This is a genomic window from Flavobacterium sp. KH_001 (genome assembly GCF_057840745.1).
The window spans coordinates 3,891,960-3,911,526 of record NZ_CM174520.1 but is presented as its reverse complement, the minus strand read 5'-3'; the positions used below and the strand labels follow the sequence as shown (position 1 = coordinate 3,911,526).

Annotated in this window: 14 protein-coding genes; 8 read left to right on the top strand and 6 right to left on the bottom strand. The window is 32.7% G+C overall.

Annotated features, from left to right (window positions below; genetic code table 11):
• Window positions 1-24: 24 nt before the first annotated feature.
• From AC3ITQ_RS17030 to AC3ITQ_RS17005, 6 genes are all read left to right on the top strand, one after another.
• Window positions 25-1,452 (top strand): glycogen synthase, encoded by a 1,428-nt coding sequence (locus tag AC3ITQ_RS17030; RefSeq protein ID WP_489235336.1) that lies wholly within the window; start codon window positions 25-27, stop codon window positions 1,450-1,452.
• Complete coding sequence (locus AC3ITQ_RS17025; protein WP_489235335.1) at window positions 1,442-2,722, top strand: glucose-1-phosphate adenylyltransferase; 1,281 nt, start codon at window positions 1,442-1,444, stop codon at window positions 2,720-2,722. Before AC3ITQ_RS17030 ends, AC3ITQ_RS17025 begins: the two co-directional genes overlap by 11 nt.
• 36 nt (window positions 2,723-2,758) lie before the next feature.
• Window positions 2,759-4,663, top strand: a complete 1,905-nt coding sequence (gene glgB / locus AC3ITQ_RS17020; RefSeq protein ID WP_489235334.1) for a 1,4-alpha-glucan branching protein GlgB — start codon at window positions 2,759-2,761, stop codon at window positions 4,661-4,663.
• 201 nt (window positions 4,664-4,864) lie between these two features.
• Complete coding sequence (locus tag AC3ITQ_RS17015) at window positions 4,865-7,264, top strand: glycoside hydrolase family 31 protein (RefSeq protein WP_489235333.1); 2,400 nt, start codon at window positions 4,865-4,867, stop codon at window positions 7,262-7,264.
• Between the two features lie 89 nt (window positions 7,265-7,353).
• Complete coding sequence (locus AC3ITQ_RS17010; protein ID WP_489235332.1) at window positions 7,354-8,166, top strand: M48 family metallopeptidase; 813 nt, start codon at window positions 7,354-7,356, stop codon at window positions 8,164-8,166.
• Window positions 8,167-8,329: 163 nt separating this feature from the next.
• Window positions 8,330-9,655, top strand: a complete 1,326-nt coding sequence (locus AC3ITQ_RS17005; protein WP_489235331.1) for an MFS transporter — start codon at window positions 8,330-8,332, stop codon at window positions 9,653-9,655.
• Between the two features lie 27 nt (window positions 9,656-9,682).
• Here the strand turns inward: AC3ITQ_RS17005 and AC3ITQ_RS17000 are convergent, their stop codons facing one another.
• The 6 genes from AC3ITQ_RS17000 to AC3ITQ_RS16975 form a co-directional block, all read right to left on the bottom strand.
• Window positions 9,683-11,530, bottom strand: a complete 1,848-nt coding sequence (locus tag AC3ITQ_RS17000; protein WP_489235330.1) for a serine hydrolase domain-containing protein — start codon at window positions 11,528-11,530, stop codon at window positions 9,683-9,685.
• A gap of 41 nt (window positions 11,531-11,571) precedes the next feature.
• Window positions 11,572-12,600 carry a serine hydrolase domain-containing protein gene (locus AC3ITQ_RS16995; protein WP_489235329.1) on the bottom strand — a complete coding sequence of 343 codons (1,029 nt, stop codon included), beginning with the start codon at window positions 12,598-12,600 and terminating at the stop codon, window positions 11,572-11,574.
• Window positions 12,601-12,760: 160 nt separating this feature from the next.
• Window positions 12,761-13,492 carry a head GIN domain-containing protein gene (locus tag AC3ITQ_RS16990; protein ID WP_489235328.1) on the bottom strand — a complete coding sequence of 244 codons (732 nt, stop codon included), beginning with the start codon at window positions 13,490-13,492 and terminating at the stop codon, window positions 12,761-12,763.
• Between the two features lie 18 nt (window positions 13,493-13,510).
• A complete protein-coding gene (locus tag AC3ITQ_RS16985; protein ID WP_489235327.1) occupies window positions 13,511-14,572 on the bottom strand; it encodes a DUF4097 family beta strand repeat-containing protein in 1,062 nt (353 codons plus the stop codon).
• On the bottom strand, window positions 14,556-15,095 hold the full coding sequence (locus tag AC3ITQ_RS16980) for an anti-sigma factor (protein ID WP_489235326.1): 540 nt from the start codon (window positions 15,093-15,095) through the stop codon (window positions 14,556-14,558). The genes AC3ITQ_RS16985 and AC3ITQ_RS16980 overlap by 17 nt, the downstream gene beginning before the upstream one ends.
• On the bottom strand, window positions 15,092-15,646 hold the full coding sequence (locus AC3ITQ_RS16975; RefSeq protein WP_489235325.1) for an RNA polymerase sigma factor: 555 nt from the start codon (window positions 15,644-15,646) through the stop codon (window positions 15,092-15,094). Before AC3ITQ_RS16975 ends, AC3ITQ_RS16980 begins: the two co-directional genes overlap by 4 nt.
• A 273-nt stretch (window positions 15,647-15,919) precedes the next feature.
• Here AC3ITQ_RS16975 and lon point away from each other — a divergent pair, with 273 nt between their 5' ends.
• Both lon and porQ read left to right on the top strand, forming a co-directional pair.
• Window positions 15,920-18,373, top strand: coding sequence for an endopeptidase La (gene lon, locus AC3ITQ_RS16970; RefSeq protein WP_489235324.1), 2,454 nt, complete (start codon window positions 15,920-15,922; stop codon window positions 18,371-18,373).
• Window positions 18,374-18,540: 167 nt separating this feature from the next.
• Window positions 18,541-19,560: a type IX secretion system protein PorQ gene (gene porQ / locus AC3ITQ_RS16965; RefSeq protein WP_489235323.1), complete on the top strand. Its 1,020-nt coding sequence runs from the start codon at window positions 18,541-18,543 to the stop codon at window positions 19,558-19,560.
• Window positions 19,561-19,567: the final 7 nt, after the last annotated feature.

The following is a 19,567-nucleotide window of genomic DNA, read 5'->3' as shown; positions in this document are numbered from 1 at the left end:
AATAGATGTTTATAAATTTCTAAAATGGAAATATTTCATATCAGTGCAGAGTGTTATCCAATGGCAAAAGTGGGCGGTTTGGCCGATGTTGTTGGAGCATTGCCAAAATACCAGACAAATGCTGGACATCAGGTTCGGGTTGTTGTTCCTTGTTATGATACAAAGTTTAAAAATGAAAATAATTTTGAATGCGTTCATTGGGGAAATGTAAAGCTTGGTAATTTCGATTTTCCGTTTAGCGTTTTAAAAGAAACTACGAATAAATTAGGCTATGAATTATATCTCATAGAAATAAAAGAATTATTTGACAGACCAAATGTGTACGGATATGAAGATGATATCGAAAGATTTTTATCTTTTCAAATTGCAACTTTAGATTGGATTACCGCTCGTAAAACCGTTCCCAATGTGATCAATTGTCACGATCATCATACTGGATTAATTCCATTTTTGTTGAAGTATGCCTATAAGTATGAAACTTTACGAAGTATAAGAACAGTAATTACAATTCATAATGGTTTATATCAAGGCTGGTTTGGTTTTGATAAATTGTATTATTTACCAGAGTTTGATTTAATTCATGTAGGGTTTTTAGAATGGAATAATTCCATTAATTCATTAGCTGTTGGAATAAAATGTGCCCACGCAGTTACAACTGTTTCTCCTAGCTATTTGAATGAAATAAATATTGCAGCAAATGGTTTAGAGGATTTATTTAAATCTGTTAGAAGTAAATCAAAAGGTATTTTAAACGGTATTGATTTTGACGTTTGGGATCCTTCAAAAGATGAAATGATTGCTGGAAATTACTCCATCAACACGTTTGAAGATGGCAAACAAAAAAACAAAGAAAGGTTGTGTGAACAATTTGAATTAGATCCAACAAAATCATTGTTTAGTTTTATAGGACGTTTATTTGAAGAAAAAGGAGGGGATTTATTACATCAGGCAGCTGCTTTAGCCTTATCTGAAAATTTTGAGAATATCAATATTTTGATTTTGGGATCGGGAAATGCTATAATTGAAGAACAGTTGGTGCAACTACGAAATGATTATAAAGGAAATTACAATGTTTTTATAGGTTATAATGAGGAATTAGCCCATTTAATATACGCCGGTTCAGATTATATTTTAATGCCTTCAAGAGTAGAACCTTGCGGATTAAATCAAATGTATGCCTTGCGATATGGGACGGTTCCTATTGTAAGAAGGACAGGTGGCTTGCGTGATACTGTAATTGATTTTGGAGATAATGGAAACGGAATTTGCCATGATCAGGCTTCTGTTGGAGATATTTGTTATTCTATAAATCGCGCGGTAAAATTGTACGACGATAAAATAAATTTCAATGAAATTATAAAAAAGGGAATGGCAACAGATCATTCCTGGGAAAGAGTTTGCCAAGAATATATCGAGATATACAACCTAATAATTGAAAAAAATGAAATTTAAAAAGAAAAATGTAGTTGCTATTATTTTAGGAGGAGGACAAGGATCACGTTTGTTTCCATTAACTGAAACAAGATCTAAACCAGCGGTGCCAATTGGTGGAAAATACCGATTAGTTGATATTCCTATTTCAAATTGTATTAATTCTGATATTTTTAAAATATTTGTTTTGACACAGTTTAACTCGGCATCATTAAACGCACATATAAAAAACACTTTCAATTTCAGTATTTTCAGTCAATCATTTGTTGATATTTTGGCAGCAGAGCAAACTCCGGATAATCCAACCTGGTTTCAGGGAACGGCAGATGCAGTTCGACAATGCATGTCACATTTTTTAAAACATGAATTTGATCACGCTTTAATATTATCGGGAGATCAATTGTATCAAATGGATTTTAACGAAATGTTAGAAGCGCATATTGCTGCAGATGCAGAAATCTCAATAGCTACTTTACCGGTAAATGCTAAAGATGCTCCCGAATTTGGAATTCTTAAAACAAATCACGAGAGTTGTATTGAAGCTTTTATTGAGAAACCTGACGCTTCTTTATTGCCTCAATGGGAATCTGATGTAAGTGATCAAATGCAGGAAAAAGGAAAGAAATATTTGGCTTCAATGGGTATTTATATTTTTAACCGACAATTATTGGAAGATTTAATGGCCGATCCGCATACTAAAGATTTTGGAAAAGAAATCATTCCACAGGCTGTCGGTAAACATAAGATTCTTAGTTATCAGTACGAAGGTTATTGGACAGATATTGGAAATATCGAATCCTTTTTTGAAGCTAATATTGGTTTAACAGCTGATATTCCTGAGTTTAATCTGTTTGATAATGACAATAAAATTTTTACCAGACCAAGATTACTTCCTCCATCTAAATTTAGAAATTCGATTATTAATCAATCCTTAATTTCCGAGGGATGTATTATCAATGCTAAAGAAATTAAGAGATCTGTTATTGGTATTCGTTCCAGAATTGGAGAAGGAACTGTGCTTGAAAACTGTTATGTAATGGGTAACGATTTTTATCAGGATTTAGATGAACTAAATCACGAAGCAAGTATTAATAAAATTCATGTTGGAATTGGTGAAAACTGTTTTATACAAAATGCTCTTGTTGATAAAAATGTCCGTATTGGAAACAACGTTCACATCAGTGGTGGAAAACATTTAGATAATTTTACAAACGAATTATATAGTATCAAAGACGGTATTGTTGTTATTAAAAAAGGTGCCATATTATCAGATAATTTCAGAATTGAATAAAATACTTAAAATTAATTATTGCCTTAAAAACCAAATATGTCTAAAGTAATCACGCATTCTCTATTTACTGATTTTGATATCGATTTATTCAAAGCAGGGAAACACTTCAAATTATATGAAAAGTTAGGAGCGCATTTAGTTGAAGTTAACGGAGTGAAAGGTGTTTATTTTGCTGTTTGGGCTCCAACGGCCCAGTCCGTTTCCGTTGTAGGTGATTTTAATTATTGGACAGGAAATGAACATCATTTACAAGTTCGCTGGGATTCTTCAGGTATTTGGGAAGGTTTTATTCCTGAGATCACAAAAGGTGCTTTGTACAAGTACAAAATTCAATCCAATATAAATGGAATTATAACTGAAAAAGCAGATCCATTTGCTTTATATTGTGAAAAGCCACCTCACACCGCTTCTGTTGTCTGGGATTTAGATTATAAATGGAAAGATGAAAACTGGATGCAATCGCGCCAAAACCATAATGGTTTAGATAAGCCATATTCTGTTTATGAAGTGCATTTAGGCTCCTGGAAACGTGGTGAGCACAATAGGTTTTTGACTTATTTAGAACTTGCAGATGATTTGGTCGCTTATATGAAAGAAACCGGATTTACACATGTAGAATTTATGCCGATAATGGAGTATCCTTATGATCCCTCTTGGGGATATCAGCTGACAGGATATTTTGCACCTACTTCTCGTTTTGGAAAACCACAGGACTTCATGGTTTTGGTTGATAAACTGCATCAGGCTGGTATTGGAGTAATTTTAGACTGGGTTCCATCACATTTTCCTGATGATGCACATGGTTTAGGTTTTTTTGATGGATCACATTTATACGAACATCCCGATCGCCGAAAAGGGTATCACCCAGATTGGAAAAGTTTGGTTTTTAATTATGGACGAAATGAAGTTCGTGCATTCTTAATTAGTAACGCGGTTTTTTGGCTACACCATTATCATGCAGATGGATTAAGAGTGGATGCTGTTGCTTCAATGCTTTATCTTGATTATTCGAGAGAAGAAGGTGAGTGGGAACCAAATATTTACGGAGGAAGAGAAAATCTGGATACCATAAGTTTTCTTAAAGAATTCAATGAAGTGATCTATGCTAATTTTGATGGAGTCCAAACTATTGCTGAAGAAAGTACTTCTTTTCCTATGGTTTCGAGACCAACCTTTACAGGAGGTTTGGGTTTTGGAATGAAATGGATGATGGGCTGGATGCACGATACTTTAAAATATTTTCAAAAAGAAACAGTTTATAGAAAGTACCATCAAAACGATTTGACTTTTTCAATGACATATGCTTTTACGGAGAATTTTATGCTGCCATTTTCGCATGACGAAGTAGTATATGGAAAAAAATCTATCGCCAATAAAATGCCTGGCGATGAATGGCAGAAGTTTGCTAATTTAAGATTGTTATACGGTTATATGTTTACCCATCCTGGAACAAAATTATTGTTTATGGGGTCTGAATTTGGTCAGAGTGATGAATGGAATTTCGAGAAAAGTTTAGACTGGCATTTACTTCAATATGATTATCATTCGGGTGTAAAAAGAATAATCACAGATTTGAATCAACTATATAAATCTCAACCTGCATTGTATGAAAAGCAATTTACTGGTGAAGGTTTTGAATGGATCAATTATTCTGATCATCAAAATGCTGTTTTATCTTATATCCGAAAAGGAAACAATGAGAAAGAAAATTTAGTCATTGTGGGGAATTTTACACAAGTTGTTCGTGAAAATTATAGAATAGGAATTTCACAGAAAGGTAAATTAATTGAGATTTTCAATACGGATGCTACAATTTATGGAGGAAGCGGCATTGGGAATTCAGGCAGTTTAAAAATTGAATCTTCACCTTATGATGGCAGGGATTATTCGGTTGAATTAACATTGCCTCCATTGAGTGTCACTGTTTATTCGTTTGGATAAAATTTCTATATTAATTTTTAGAATATCATTTTATCATTTTTTGATTCTAATATTACCAAATTGTTGATTTTTTGAGATGTAATTTGTTAGTCAGGCAGAAAAAACGTTTTCGTTAATAAACCTCATATTCATAGGGCTTTATATAGTTTTTTTGTATGTTTGAAATAGCGATATAGTTAGAATAATTAATTCATTAGCGATATGATTACAAATACATCATTAGAATATAAAGGCGATTTATATCCATCAAAAATTATCTCCTATGAACATGAAGGCGATTCTATTTTCTTTCATACAGATAATAAAGTAATCTTAAAAGTCACTATTCTTAGAGATAGTTTAATTCGATTTCGTTTTACTACCAAAGGTTATTTTAGTAATGACTTTTCCTATGCAATTGATAAAACACAGCTTCACGGTTATAATTTTCTGGAACTTACTGAAGAAGAAACTTATTTCTTGATAAGAACCAGCAAAGTAAAATGTAAAATACAAAAAGCAGATCTTCGTTTATCCATTTATGATTTAAGTGATCTTTTGATTCTGGAAGATGAACTTGGTTTTCATTGGGAGGAAAGCTATGAGTATGGCGGGAATATTGTAAAAATGAGTAAATCTTCTAAAGATGGAGAATGTTTTTACGGTCTTGGTGATAAAGCCACTCAAATGAATTTAAAAGGTAAAAGACTTGAAAATTTTGCTACAGATCAATATGCTTTTCAAAAAGAACAAGATCCATTATACAAAGTAGTTCCTTTTTATATTGGTTTACATAATAAACAATCCTACGGTATTTTCTTCGATAATACTTTTAGAACCTTTTTTGACTTTTGCCAGGAAAGGAGAAATGTTGCCAGTTTTTGGGCTGAAGGTGGTGAAATGAATTATTATTTCATTTATGGCCCGCAAATGCAGGATGTTGTTACGACTTATACTGATTTAACCGGTAAACCTGAATTACCGCCCTTATGGGTTTTGGGTTATCATCAATGTAAATGGAGTTATTATCCGGAAAGTAAAGTAAAAGAAATTACTTCAAAATTCAGGGAGCTTAAAATTCCATGTGATGCTATTTATCTGGATATCGATTATATGGAAGGTTTTCGCTGTTTTACCTGGAACAAGGAATATTTTCCCGATCCAAAACAAATGGTTGCCGAATTAGCCGAGGATGGTTTCAAAACAGTTGTAATTATCGATCCCGGAATTAAAATTGATAAAGATTATTGGGTTTACCAGGAAGCTTTAGAAAAAGATTACTTCTGTAAAAGGGCCGATGGACCATATATGAAAGGTAAAGTTTGGCCAGGAGAATGTAATTTTCCAGACTATACAAATCCCGTAGTTAGAGAATGGTGGGCAGGGTTATTTAAAGAATTAATTTCAGATATTGGAGTAAAAGGAGTTTGGAATGATATGAACGAACCAGCCGTAATGGAGGTTCCGAATAAGACTTTCCCAATGGATGTTCGTCACGTTTATGACGGAAATCCTTGCAGTCATAGAAAAGCTCATAATATTTATGGAACGCAAATGGCCAGAGCGACATATCATGGTGTAAAGCGTTTTGCCTATCCTAAACGTCCTTTTGTAATTACACGATCTGCTTATTCTGGTGCACAGCGTTATACATCGTCATGGACAGGTGATAATGTCGCCACCTGGGAACATTTATGGATTGCAAATATTCAGGTTCAGAGAATGTGTATTTCAGGAATGGGCTTCACAGGTTCGGATATTGGAGGTTTTGCAGAACAGCCAACAGGAGAATTATATGCACGTTGGATTCAGTTAGGAGTTTTTCATCCTTTCTGCAGAACACATTCTTCCGGGGATCACGGTAATCAGGAACCTTGGGCTTTTGACGAAGAAGTTATTAATATTACCAGAAAATTTGTGAGCCTCCGTTATCAATTACTGCCATATTTATATACCATGTTTTGGCAATATATTGAAGAAGGTGTTCCAATGTTAAAACCTCTTGTTTATTATGATCAGGAAGATATTCAAACTCATTATCGTAATGACGAATTTATCTTCGGAAATCAAATTTTAGTTTGCCCGATTCTTGAACCTAATGCTGTAGGTAGACGTATGTATATTCCACGAGGAGAGTGGTATAACTATTGGACTAATGAATTCTCAATAGGAGGAAGAGAAGTTTGGGTTGATACTAAATTTGATGAAATTCCGGTGTTTGTAAAGGCGGGAGCGATTATTCCAAAATATCCTGTTCAGCAGTATGTTGGTGAACTTGAATTTGATGAATTGACTTTGGATTTATATTTTAAAATTGGTAAAGAACAATCTTTTGTATATGAAGATGCACAAGATGGATACGACTATAAAAAAGGTCGTTACAGCTATTTATCATTTAGAACAATAGGAAAAGAAAAGGAACTTATTATTCAATTGCATAAAGAAGGTAAATATGACACACCTTATAGCAAATATAGAATCAACTTAATTGGATTGCCGTTTAAAGTTACTGAAATCGAAATCGATAATGAAAAGGTTGAATTTGATAAACTTGTTTTTGAATCAAGTCATGTCTTACTCGTTGATAAAGGTTTTAACGAACTTCACATTATTGGTGAATGATGAAATTATGATATGTTTTAATTTAATTATGTAAAAATTTCAAAAAATAATATTTGTATTTTTACTCTGTATTTTAAAATTTAATAATAATGAAAAATTATTTACCAATAGGGATTTTCGCAGCACTAGTAGTTTGCGCCTGTGCCACAAATCCAATCACAGGAAAGCAAAACTTAAATTTTGTTTCGAATAGTGAATTGTTTCCGACTTCATTTCAACAATATAACGCTTTTATAAAGGAAAATAAAGTTATAACCGGTACAGCTGACGCTAAAAGAGTTGACCTTGTTGGTAGTAAAATTAAAGCAGCAGCCGAAAGATATTTAACCTATTTAGGTCAGACGCAATACTTGAAAGATTATCGATGGGAGTATAAACTTGTTGATAATAAAGAGGTAAATGCGTGGTGTTTGCCTGGAGGTAAAATTGTCGTTTATTCCGGAATTTTGCCCGTTACACAAAATGAATCAGGATTAGCAACGGTTATGGGGCATGAAGTTTCTCACGCATTGGCGAATCATGGGGCACAAAGAATGTCTGCTGCACAATTACAGCAAATTGGAGGTGTGGCTTTAGACGCTGCAACAAGCAATAAATCGGAATCTACAAGACAGATATTTTCTCAAGCTTATGGAGTCGGTTCTGAAGTAGGAGTAATGCTTCCTTTTAGCAGAAGTAATGAAAGTGAAGCTGATAAAATTGGATTGACATTGATGGCAATTGCCGGTTACAATCCTGATGATGCCATTGCTTTTTGGAGCAGAATGTCTGCTAAATCAGGCGCTGGAGGAACTCCTGAATTTATGAGCACTCACCCGTCTGACGCAACAAGAATTGCTAATTTAAAATCACTTATTTCACAGGCAAAAGAAATCGCTCTTAAAGTTGGAACTATCAGATAATGTATTACTTTAATAAATTACTAAAGCTATTCTTTCAGAGTAGCTTTTTTTATATCCTATATTTTTTTAAAGTTGTTGATTTAATAATACAGGATTTGAAGAAAATTCATTTGATTATGATAAAAAATAGATAAATTCGTAGCGCATTAACAAAACCATTTCTATGAAAAACCTACAAAAAGGAGATAAAAAATTATTAAATGCCTGGGCATTTTATGATTGGGCAAATTCAGTTTATACACTTACTATTGCCTCGGCAGTATTTCCTATATTTTATGAAGCCTTATTTTCAAAGGATAATCATTATATCGATGTTTTTGGGATGCATCTAAAAAATTCTGCTTTAATCAGTTTTACGACCGCAGGTGCATTTTTATTAGTTTCATTTATGTCCCCGCTATTATCAGGTATTGCAGATTATGTTGGGAATAAAAAGGTATTCATGAAATTTTTCTGTTATTTAGGAGCTCTGTCTTGTATGGGATTATATTGGTTTGATCTTGATAACATTTACATGGGACTGGCTTTTTATTTTCTGGGATTAGTAGGGTATTGGGGGAGTTTGGTTTTTTATAATTCTTATCTGCCAGATATTGCTTTTGAAGAACAACAAGACAGTATTAGTGCAAAAGGATATTCGTTAGGTTATATTGGAAGTGTGATTTTATTGATCATTAATTTAGCTATGATTATGAAGCCAAAACTTTTCGGAATTACCGGCACTGATGGCGAAGCTGCTATGAAAGCTATGCGTTATTCTTTTATTATGGTGGGAGTTTGGTGGGTTTTATTCAGTCAATACACTTATTATTATTTACCGAAGGGAAGTAAGAATAATGGACAAAAATTAACGAATGATGTGATTTTTAACGGTTTCAGAGAATTAAAGAAAGTTTGGGCTTTATTACAGGAAAATATCCCCTTAAAAAGATATTTAGGAGGTTTTTTCGTCTCTAGTATGGCTGTACAAACAGTGATGCTTGTGGCAACTTATTTTGGAGCTCAGGAGATTCAATGGTCATCAAAAGAAGAAGGCACGATTGGTCTAATCATTTGCATTTTAATCATTCAATTAGTGGCAGTTGTTGGTGCAGTTTTAACTTCAAGAGCTTCTGCTAAATTTGGCAATATCCCAAGTTTGATTGTTATTAATATAATTTGGGCTGTTTTTTGTGCGTTGGCATTTTTTATTACTTTACCAATACATTTCTACGTTATGGCTACCGTAGCAGGATTTGTTATGGGTGGAATTCAGGCTCTTTCACGATCTACGTATTCAAAATTATTACCGGAAACGGAAGACACCGCTTCCTTTTTCAGTTTTTATGATGTTGCAGAGAAAATTGGAATTGTAATAGGAATGTGTGTTTACGGAATAATAGATCAAATAACTGGAAGTCCGCGTGCGGCAATTGTAATTTTGGGAGTTTTCTTTGTTACAGCCATTTTTCTTTTAAGAAGAGTACATAAAAAAGAGATTGTTAGTTAGTAGATTCCTTAGGATTATCTATATAGTTTATTTTATGTTAAGCCGGGCATTGATTTTTAAAATCATTTGTCTGGCATTTTCATTTTTGGGATTTAAATCTACTGACTTTTGATAATTTTGTTTTGCCAAGTCTAATTTTCCAATGGCTTCGTAAATTTCTCCTAAGCTGTCATATGCATTTGCTGATTTCGATTCAGAACAATTAAGAGTAAAAATCTGAACAGAAAGATCTAATTGTTTTTTATTATAAAAATGATAGCCTAAACTATTCAGGTTTTCTTCAAAATTATAATCGGGATTTTTTAACTTCAATTTCTTAAATAGTATAATAGCAGCTTCAAAATTGTTTTCAGAGAAAATCTCGATTAATTCTGTTTGTGGCGTCTTAATCTGATTTAAGGTTAATTCGAGTTTTTTCGAAGTATAATTTGGTCGGGAAATAGTTATTCCTTCAAGTTCATTTTTGTTGTTCAAGTTAAATTGAATAAGATTTGGATAATTGTCAGCCCTGAAAGTATTATTTCCTAAGTAATACATTTTACTTTTTTCAGAAGCTGTAATGTCTTTTAAATATGATGAAATAAGATATAAAGTGTCATTTTCTTCAAAAATTTTACTAGTACCTAGTCTATCATAACCATAGAGAATTTCACTATAATATCCGATAACTTTTTCTTTTAAAATTGTTGGAATTTGTTTTCTAGATGTTTCATCAATTGTCTTGTTCCAACTTAGCTTATTGATTATTTCATTTTCAAGGTAATTCATTACCGGCAATCGGTTTGGTTTGTCACCATTTGCTAAAATCGCAATTCCATTTCCATTTTTCATTGTAGCCAATAGATCACCGCCAGTCCCTGTATTAGAACCGTCATGTGAAAACCATTCCAGGTTTCCCAGTCCAATACTTCTTTGCCAGCCATAACTCCAGCCTCTTGGACCATTCATCGTAACAATATCCGTTACCTTTTTAGCAACTGCATTTGAAATTACTTTGTTGTCCTTTCCTAATAATGCTTTTTGCATTTCGATGGCAATCAATGCCATATCAGTAGGAGTAGACCATAAACCAGAGGGAGCAACCTGAGGAGTAATTGGAATTCCGGTTCTAATAACTTCACCTTTGCTATTATGCACTTTTGCAATATTGGTTAAAAATCCATTTTCATTAGGTTGGATCATTGTAGAATTTTGTAATTGTAACGGATCAAGCAAATTTTCTTTTACAATTTGTGCTAATGGTTTTTTAAAATGATCTTCGAGCGCACATTGGATAATGACATAACCACCGCCACTGTATTCCCAGTTTGTTCCGGGTTTAAAAAGAAATTCAATTGGCTTTTTAGTGCGGGGAAGTAATTTTCCTTGTAAACTTTGTACAATTGTAGGGATGGAATCTCCTTCATAATAATCTTCAAAACCGCCCTGGCTTGTGCCAGCTGTATGAGACAAAAGTTGGTTCCACGTCACAATAATATCTTTTGTAAAATTGCTTTTAGGAAGTTTCCATCTTTTAAGATAATTTTCTATTGGATCATCTAAATTAATTAAACCTTGTTCTTCCAGCATAGTGCAAACAATTGCAGTTATTGGTTTTGAAATGGATGCAGTAGAAAACGCGGTATTTTTATCAATTTTTTCTTCAGAATCGGCTGCTTTTACACCCCATTGATTCGTCCATATTATTTCGTAATTTTCAAATACGGCAACGCTCAATCCTTTTAAATTATATTGAGACATCATTTCTGCAGTGTTAGATTTTAAACCGTCTAACGCTGTAATTTTAGATGTAAATTTTTTTGAATCTTTTATGTTTTGAGCAAAAGATAAGGCACAAGAAAGAGTCAGAAGGAAAATTAGATTTGTCCGTCTCATGTTTTTGATTTTAAAAAGTTGATTTTTTAAACAAGGCTTGTTTACTTTATTATAATGCCGGCAGACTTAAAATCATTCAATAAATTATTTACCGCCGATTCTAGATAAGTCCCGGAATTTTTATCACTTTGATTCATAAGAATAACAAAACCAAAATTAGATTCAGGATATATTTTTAAGATGTTTTGTGTGCCATTTGAGCCACCATCTTTTGTATAACTTAAATTTCCATTGTTGTCTGTTTGCATTTCCCAAAAATACCCCATGTCAGGATTTGAGGCAATTTTTTGATGTGACTCCAGAACTACTCTGTTATTTCGATCTAATTCAAATTTGATAAATTTTGTCAGATCACTAATAGTAGATTTAAGCATTTTTGATGCTCCCCAAAGATTACTTGATAAGGGAGTCATTGGTAATCCACTTTCATTATAACCATTTGCGACTATATCATTATTGTTCAGTTTGATTTTTGTTGAATTCATCTTCATTTTATCAAAAATTACCTGCTGCAATTGGTCTTCGTAATTTTTTTTATAAACATTTTCTAATATATGAGCACATAATTCAGGACCCAAAGCTCCGTATTTAAAGGTTGTTCCAGGCAATGTATCAACTTTTACTTTTCTTAGCGCATTAAAAAAATCACTTTTAGTATACGATTTATCGAGTCTGTTTTTATGAACTAAAAAACTATCAGGACTATATTTTTGACGAATTTCTTTAGTGTCAGGAAAAGGAGTTAGAATACCACTACGATGTGTCAGCAAGTCTTTAATTCGTATTGGATTTCCGTTGTATTCTAAATTAGAAAAAGGTTCTTTTAAGTATTTTCTAATATCGTCATCAAGTTTGATTTTTCCTTCCAGGACGGCATTAGCTACCAAAGTTCCGGTAAACACTTTTGTGACAGAAGCGATTTCAAATAAGGTATTATCATTCGCTTTATTACCTTTTCCTTTGTCAATTTCACCATAATGCCTGGTATGAGATTCTCCATTACTAATAATGGCTATAGAAACAGAATAGGTTTTTGAATCCTTTAACAAGAGATTAGCATTTCTATCCATTATTGAGGAAATTTTATTTTCCGATAATGTATTTTGTTTTTGCTGACTGAAGATTGAAATAGTAAAGCTCAATAATAGAAGAAGGGAAATTCTGTTCATTATTTGATTTTGATTAGATGATTTTTTTGAGATTCTTTCATTATTGAGCTTCTACTTAAATTTATGCTTTTGAAATATTCCCGGAACCAGAAACTTTTACATCTCTTTTTTCAGGATTTCCAGTGTATTTAATATCACCCGATCCGGAAACTCTCGCTGTTAAACTTTCACTACAGTTCACTTTACTGTCCCCTGACCCGGAAACATTTACATCAACTCTTTTTGATTTTAGTTCGGAAGCATCTATATCGCCAGAACCAGAAAGTTTGGTTGTAAAACTATCAGCCGAACCTTTCAAATGTACATTTCCGGAACCACTTAAATTTAGTTCTAAATTATTGGAATCAACGGCTAGGTTAAAGTTTCCTGAACCAGAAAGTCTTGCTAAGAATTTGTCGTTTTTGATCGCGTCTTTTGATTGAATATCACCAGAGCCAGATAAACTTAATTCAGAAATTTTCTCAAACGGTACTGTTACCTGAACCTTTTTACCCATACTAGAACGGATATTAGTATTTTTCTTTACCTGAATTTTAAGTGTGTTATCTTCTACTTCAACCACAATAAGATTCAATATGTTTTCTTCACCTTTTATTGTAATTTTGCCTTCTTTTCCTGCAACTAAATCAACATCAAAAGAACCAGAAACTTTAATAGCATCGTAGTCAGATGTATTTCTTGTTTGGGTTACTACTTTACCATTTCCATCAACTCTGTTGCTTGAAGATTGGGCATTCGCCATAATGCTTGCTAAGAATGTACTGCAAACTAATAATTGAACTGTTTTTTTCATTTTTTTGATTTTTTAAGTTTATAGTTTTTTAATTAGTGATACGTTTCCGTAGTTAGAATTTATTGATATTTTATTTTGACCTTTTTTCTTATTGAATCCACTGATTCTTTTGCTTGTATTTTTGCTTTCCGTAACGGATACATCTAAAGAGTTGTCACTTTTTATATTTCCGTATCTGGTATTAATATCAAAATCAAAAGCATAATTAGTGTCGTATCCTAATGAAACATCTGTATATCCTGAGGTGATATTTACATTATTAGCTTTACTTGTAATTGTAGAAATATTTATTTTGCTATAATTTGCATCAACATTAACACTGTTTGAAATTTCAGCAATGGATATAGTAAGATAGTTTCCAGATCCTGAAAAAGAGTTTAATCTCTGAAATTTTAAAGTTCCGTAGTTACAGTCATATTTTATGTTTTGTCCGTCAGCAACAATTAAATCAGTATAATTTGTATCAAGGTTTAGATTCCCCGAATCATTGACTTTTAATCCAGAATAACGTGCCTCAATTGTTCCGTTTTTAATATAATCGATTGTAGAATTTTGACAATATTCAATCTGAAATCTATTATTTGTGTTGTTTAATTTACCAGCTGTAACTTTACCATATTTACAGGTAATATCAGAAGCTCCTTCTAAACTAAGAATTGTAATGTTACCGTATTTATTCATCAGTTTTACAGTGCCGTTTTTTGGGATTTTTATCATATAATTAATTTCAAAACTATTGTTGCTGCCTTTGCTTTTTATAGAAGAACTACCAAGTTTCGTTATAGCGGTAACCATAGATTTCAAGGCTGTAATATCAACATCAATACTGTTTAATCTTTCATTTACCCAGTTTTCATTGCCTCCTGTTACTTTTATAGTAATGTCAAGATCAATTTTATCTTCATCCCATGTTGATACTGAAATGTTTCCATATTTGTTATCAATATCAATCCCGGCATTTGAATTGACGATATAGGTCTTTTTTATGCTTTTTTGTTTTGAAATAAAAGTATCATCATTTGAAAAACCCAAAAAAGGAATTAAAATGAATAGAATTGCTAAATTATAATGTTTTTTCATCTGTGGTGTTTTTTAGATTTTCGTTTTCTTCAATTCTTTTTAAGACAGTCTGCAAAAATGATATCCTGGTTTGCAGATTGCTGATCATGGCGTAAATTATTTGTTTGTTTTCGCCATTCTTTTGTAATTCAGTAATAATTTTTTGATAATCAGCATCAAAAACTTTCATTTGTTTTAATGCGTCATTTATAATTTGTTCGTTTTCCGGAGAACTCTTTTCTTTTAGTTTTACAAGTTCATTGTCGATTAAAATGCTAAAAATTGAATCTGTTCGTTGTGTTTCTTTAGAAGCAAATTTGAATTCTTTTGGTTTTTCATTCTTGTAGAACAATGATACTCCCAACATTAATACGATCGATGCGGCAATAGCGGTTACGAACCAATAATTTTTTCTTACTGGTTGTTTTTTATTATTTAACTTATTTAAAAAATCTACCTGATGATCAGGATTTAGTTCCTGCACATCCCACTGATTTTCAAATTTTTCAAATAATTGATCTAAACTGTCATTTTCCTTTTTCATAATTTCTCTAATTTTTTTCGTAAACTTTCTTTTGCTCTGCTCAATGTCGTTCGGCAATTGGCATAACTAATATTCAAAATTTCGCAAATCTCTTCCTGATCGTAACCTTCAATATAAAAGAGCGTCAATACCATTCGATAATTATCTTTCAGGCCTGAAATGGTATCTAACACCTGTTTTACTTTAAGTGAGTTCAAATCAATATGCTCAGAAAAAAAACTGTCATTTTCTTCGATCTTATAAAGTGTCTTGCTTAGATCTTCGACCTGAAAAGCATTGTTCTTTTTGTAAAAATCAATACTGTAATTGATAATAATTTTTTTAAGCCAGGCGCCAAAAGCGACTTCCTGCTTGTAATCGTTTATTTTTGTAAAAGCTTTCAAAAAACCTTCCTGCATGACGTCTTGTGCAAAATGTTCGTCTTTTACAATTCTGTAGGCTACGTTGTACATGGCTTTACTGTAACGATTGTAAATTTCGAATTGTGCCTTCTGATTGTTGTTTTTACAAAGCGCGATTAATTCTTCGATATTTTGATTGGTTATACTCAAGTAATGGTTGCTAGTTTTTTATAAGGACTTTGCTTTTTTTGATATGTTACACTTTTCATAAAATTAATTTTATTTTTTTTGAAATAATTAGATTTGTCACTTAAAATTGAATTTCAAAACTGACTCTTTTGCATTTGGCATAATGATTGTCTATTTTTACCGCCTATGTTGTAGATGAAACACTTATTATAGTTTTATTAAAAACGAGCGTATTTGAAACTAAATTTACAACCTGGATTCAACTTTTAATGACAAAACGACTTATATACTATTATGTCAAATCATAAAATACTTACTATTGACAATCTGTCACTTCAAGAATTCGATTCAGAAGCAGAATTAATTCCATTATTAACTCCGGAAGACGAAGAGGAAATGAACAACGAAGAGCTTCCGCTTTCGTTACCTATTTTACCTTTACGTAATACTGTTTTATTTCCGGGAGTTGTTATTCCAATTTCTGCCGGACGAGATAAATCTATTAAATTAATAAATGATGCCAATGCCGGAGGAAAAATTATTGGAGTAGTTTCTCAAATTAATGAAGAAGACGAAGATCCTTCTAAAGATGATATTCATAAAATTGGAACTGTTGCGAGAATTCTTCGTGTTTTAAAAATGCCTGACGGAAACGTTACAGTTATTTTACAAGGAAAAAAACGTTTTGAAATTGATGAAGTAGTTTCAGAAGAGCCGTATATTACAGCAACGATTAAAGAAGTTTCAGAAGAACGTCCTGACGAAAATGACACTGAATTTACAGCTATTTTAGATTCTGTTAAAGAATTAGCTATTCAGATTATAAAAGAAAGTCCAAACATTCCTTCAGAAGCTACTTTTGCGATTAAAAACATTGAAAGCCAGTCGTTTTTGATCAATTTTGTTTCTTCTAATATGAATTTATCTGTAAAAGAAAAACAAGGCTTATTATCAATAAATGGATTAAAAGAACGCGCTTTAGAAACGTTACGTTACATGAATGTTGAACTTCAAAAATTAGAATTGAAGAATGACATTCAGTCAAAAGTTCGTTTTGATTTAGATCAGCAGCAGCGTGAATATTTCTTGCACCAGCAAATGAAAACCATTCAGGAAGAATTGGGAGGCGTTTCGCAGGAAGAAGAAATGGACGAAATGGGGCAGAAGGCGAAAACTAAAAAATGGGACGAAAAAACGCAGAAACATTTCGAAAAAGAATTATCTAAAATGCGCAGAATGAATCCGCAATCGCCTGATTTTGGAATTCAGCGTAATTATTTAGAGTTGTTTTTAGAATTGCCTTGGGGCGAATATTCTAAAGATAAATTTGATTTAAAACATGCACAGAAGATTTTAGATAAAGATCATTTTGGACTTGAAGAAGTTAAAAAAAGAATGATTGAACATTTGGCTGTATTGAAACTTCGTAACGATATGAAATCGCCAATTATTTGTTTAACAGGACCTCCTGGAGTTGGTAAAACATCAATTGGACGTTCAGTTGCTGAAGCTTTAGGACGTGAATACGTGCGTATTTCTTTAGGAGGATTACGTGATGAAGCAGAAATTCGCGGACACAGAAAAACGTATATCGGTGCGATGCCAGGTAGAATTATTCAAAGCTTAAAGAAGGCCGGAACTTCAAATCCTGTTTTTATTTTGGATGAAATTGATAAATTATCAAGCGGAAATAGTGGTGATCCATCTTCAGCTTTGTTAGAAGTTTTAGATCCGGAACAAAACAATGCTTTTTATGATAACTTCCTTGAAATGGGATACGACTTATCTAAGGTAATGTTTATTGCTACGTCAAACAATATGTCAGCAATTCAGCCAGCATTACGCGACAGAATGGAAGTAATCAAAATGTCAGGTTACACTATTGAAGAAAAAGTAGAGATTGCCAAAAGACACCTTTTTCCAAAGCAATTAGAAGCACACGGATTAACATCTAAAGATTTAACGATTGGTAAAAAACAATTAGAGAAAATTGTTGAAGGTTATACTCGTGAATCTGGTGTTCGTAATTTGGAAACTAAAATCGCTCAGGTCATTCGTAATGCAGCAAAGGCAGTTGCGATGGAAGAGGAGTACAATAAAAAAGTTACAGATGAAGATATTGTAACTGTTTTGGGTGTGCCAAGATTAGAGCGTGATAAATATGAGAATAATGATGTTGCCGGAGTTGTTACAGGTTTAGCCTGGACAAGTGTGGGTGGTGATATTTTATTTATTGAATCATTAATTTCTGAAGGAAAAGGCTCATTAAGTATTACAGGGAATTTAGGTACAGTAATGAAAGAATCGGCTACTATTGCTTTGGAATATATTAAAGCTAATGCCAAAAAGTTAGGTTTAAATACAGAGTTGTTCCAAAAATATAATATTCACTTACACGTTCCTGAAGGTGCAACACCAAAAGACGGACCAAGTGCTGGTATTGCGATGCTGACTTCTTTGGTTTCTTTATTGACTCAGAAAAAAGTGAAGAAAAACCTGGCAATGACAGGTGAAATAACACTTCGTGGAAAAGTTTTACCTGTTGGCGGCATTAAAGAGAAAATTCTTGCTGCCAAAAGAGCAGGCATTAAAGAGATCATTTTATGTCACGAAAACAAAAGTGATATTGATGAAATTAAAGCTGAATATTTAGAAGGTCTTACATTTTATTATGTGAAAGAAATGAGTGAAGTTTTAGCTTTAGCATTAACTGATCAGAACGTTAAAAATGCTAAGACATTGAAATAATTTTCAATTCAAATTTCAATATTTAGAATCCCAAAATTCCAAACTTCGTGCGTTGGAAATTTGGGATTTTTTTATTGGAATTTATTTAAGGTTTAATTTTATTTTTGCTGTTATATAATTTTATATTTGTATTTGCGTTATTCCCATATAGGAATCGCCCCAAAAGCATGTTAAAACGATTTGTTTTACTTTTTTTTATCTTGATTTGTTCGATTTCCTACGGGCAAATTGGAGGGCGGTACACTTATCAGTTTCTAAATCTGACCTCGTCACCAAGGCAGGCAGCGTTAGGAGGAGAGAACATAACAATTTATGATGAAGACGTTAATCAGGCTATGGCAAACCCTGCAGCTTTAAATGGAGATATGGACAATCACTTAGCAATGAATTATGGGAATTATTATGGAGAAGCTTCTTATGGAACTGCTTCATATGCTTATACCTATGATCGACATGTTCAAACTTTTTATGCAGGTGTAAGTTATGTTAATTATGGAACCTTTGAAGGTTATGACGAAAATGGTCAGGCTACTTCGGATTTCTCTGGAAGTGAAGGGGCGCTTTCTCTGGGTTACGCCTATAATATTCCCTTTACAGATGTTCATATTGGAGCAAATGCAAAGTTAATAACTTCTACTTTAGAAAGTTATAATTCTATTGGTGGTGCAATTGATGTGGGAATTATGTATCAAATTCAAAAAAATAATGTAAATTTGGCCCTAGTATTTCGTAATATTGGAACTCAGTTTACTACATATTCAGGAATACAGGAGAATTTACCGTTTGAAATCATTGCTGGTGTATCGCAAGAATTAGAACATGTTCCGCTTCGGTGGCATCTTTCCTTAGAAAATTTGCAACAATGGAATATCTCTTTTTCGAATCCTGTTAGGGGAGAAACCAATATTGATGGTACAACAAGTGAGGAAAAAGTTTCCTTTGTAAATAATGCTTTGAGACATGCTGTGATTGGTGTTGAACTTTTTCCGGGAAGAGCAGTCAATTTGCGATTAGGTTACAATTTTAGAAGGGCAGAAGAATTGAGAATAGATGAACAACGTAATTTCTCAGGGATTTCTTTAGGGTTCGGTTTGAAAATGAATCGTTTAAAATTTAATTATTCATATTCACGATATACATTGGCAGCAAATACGAGTCTTTTTGGGTTAATTTTAAATTTTCAATAGGTAATTT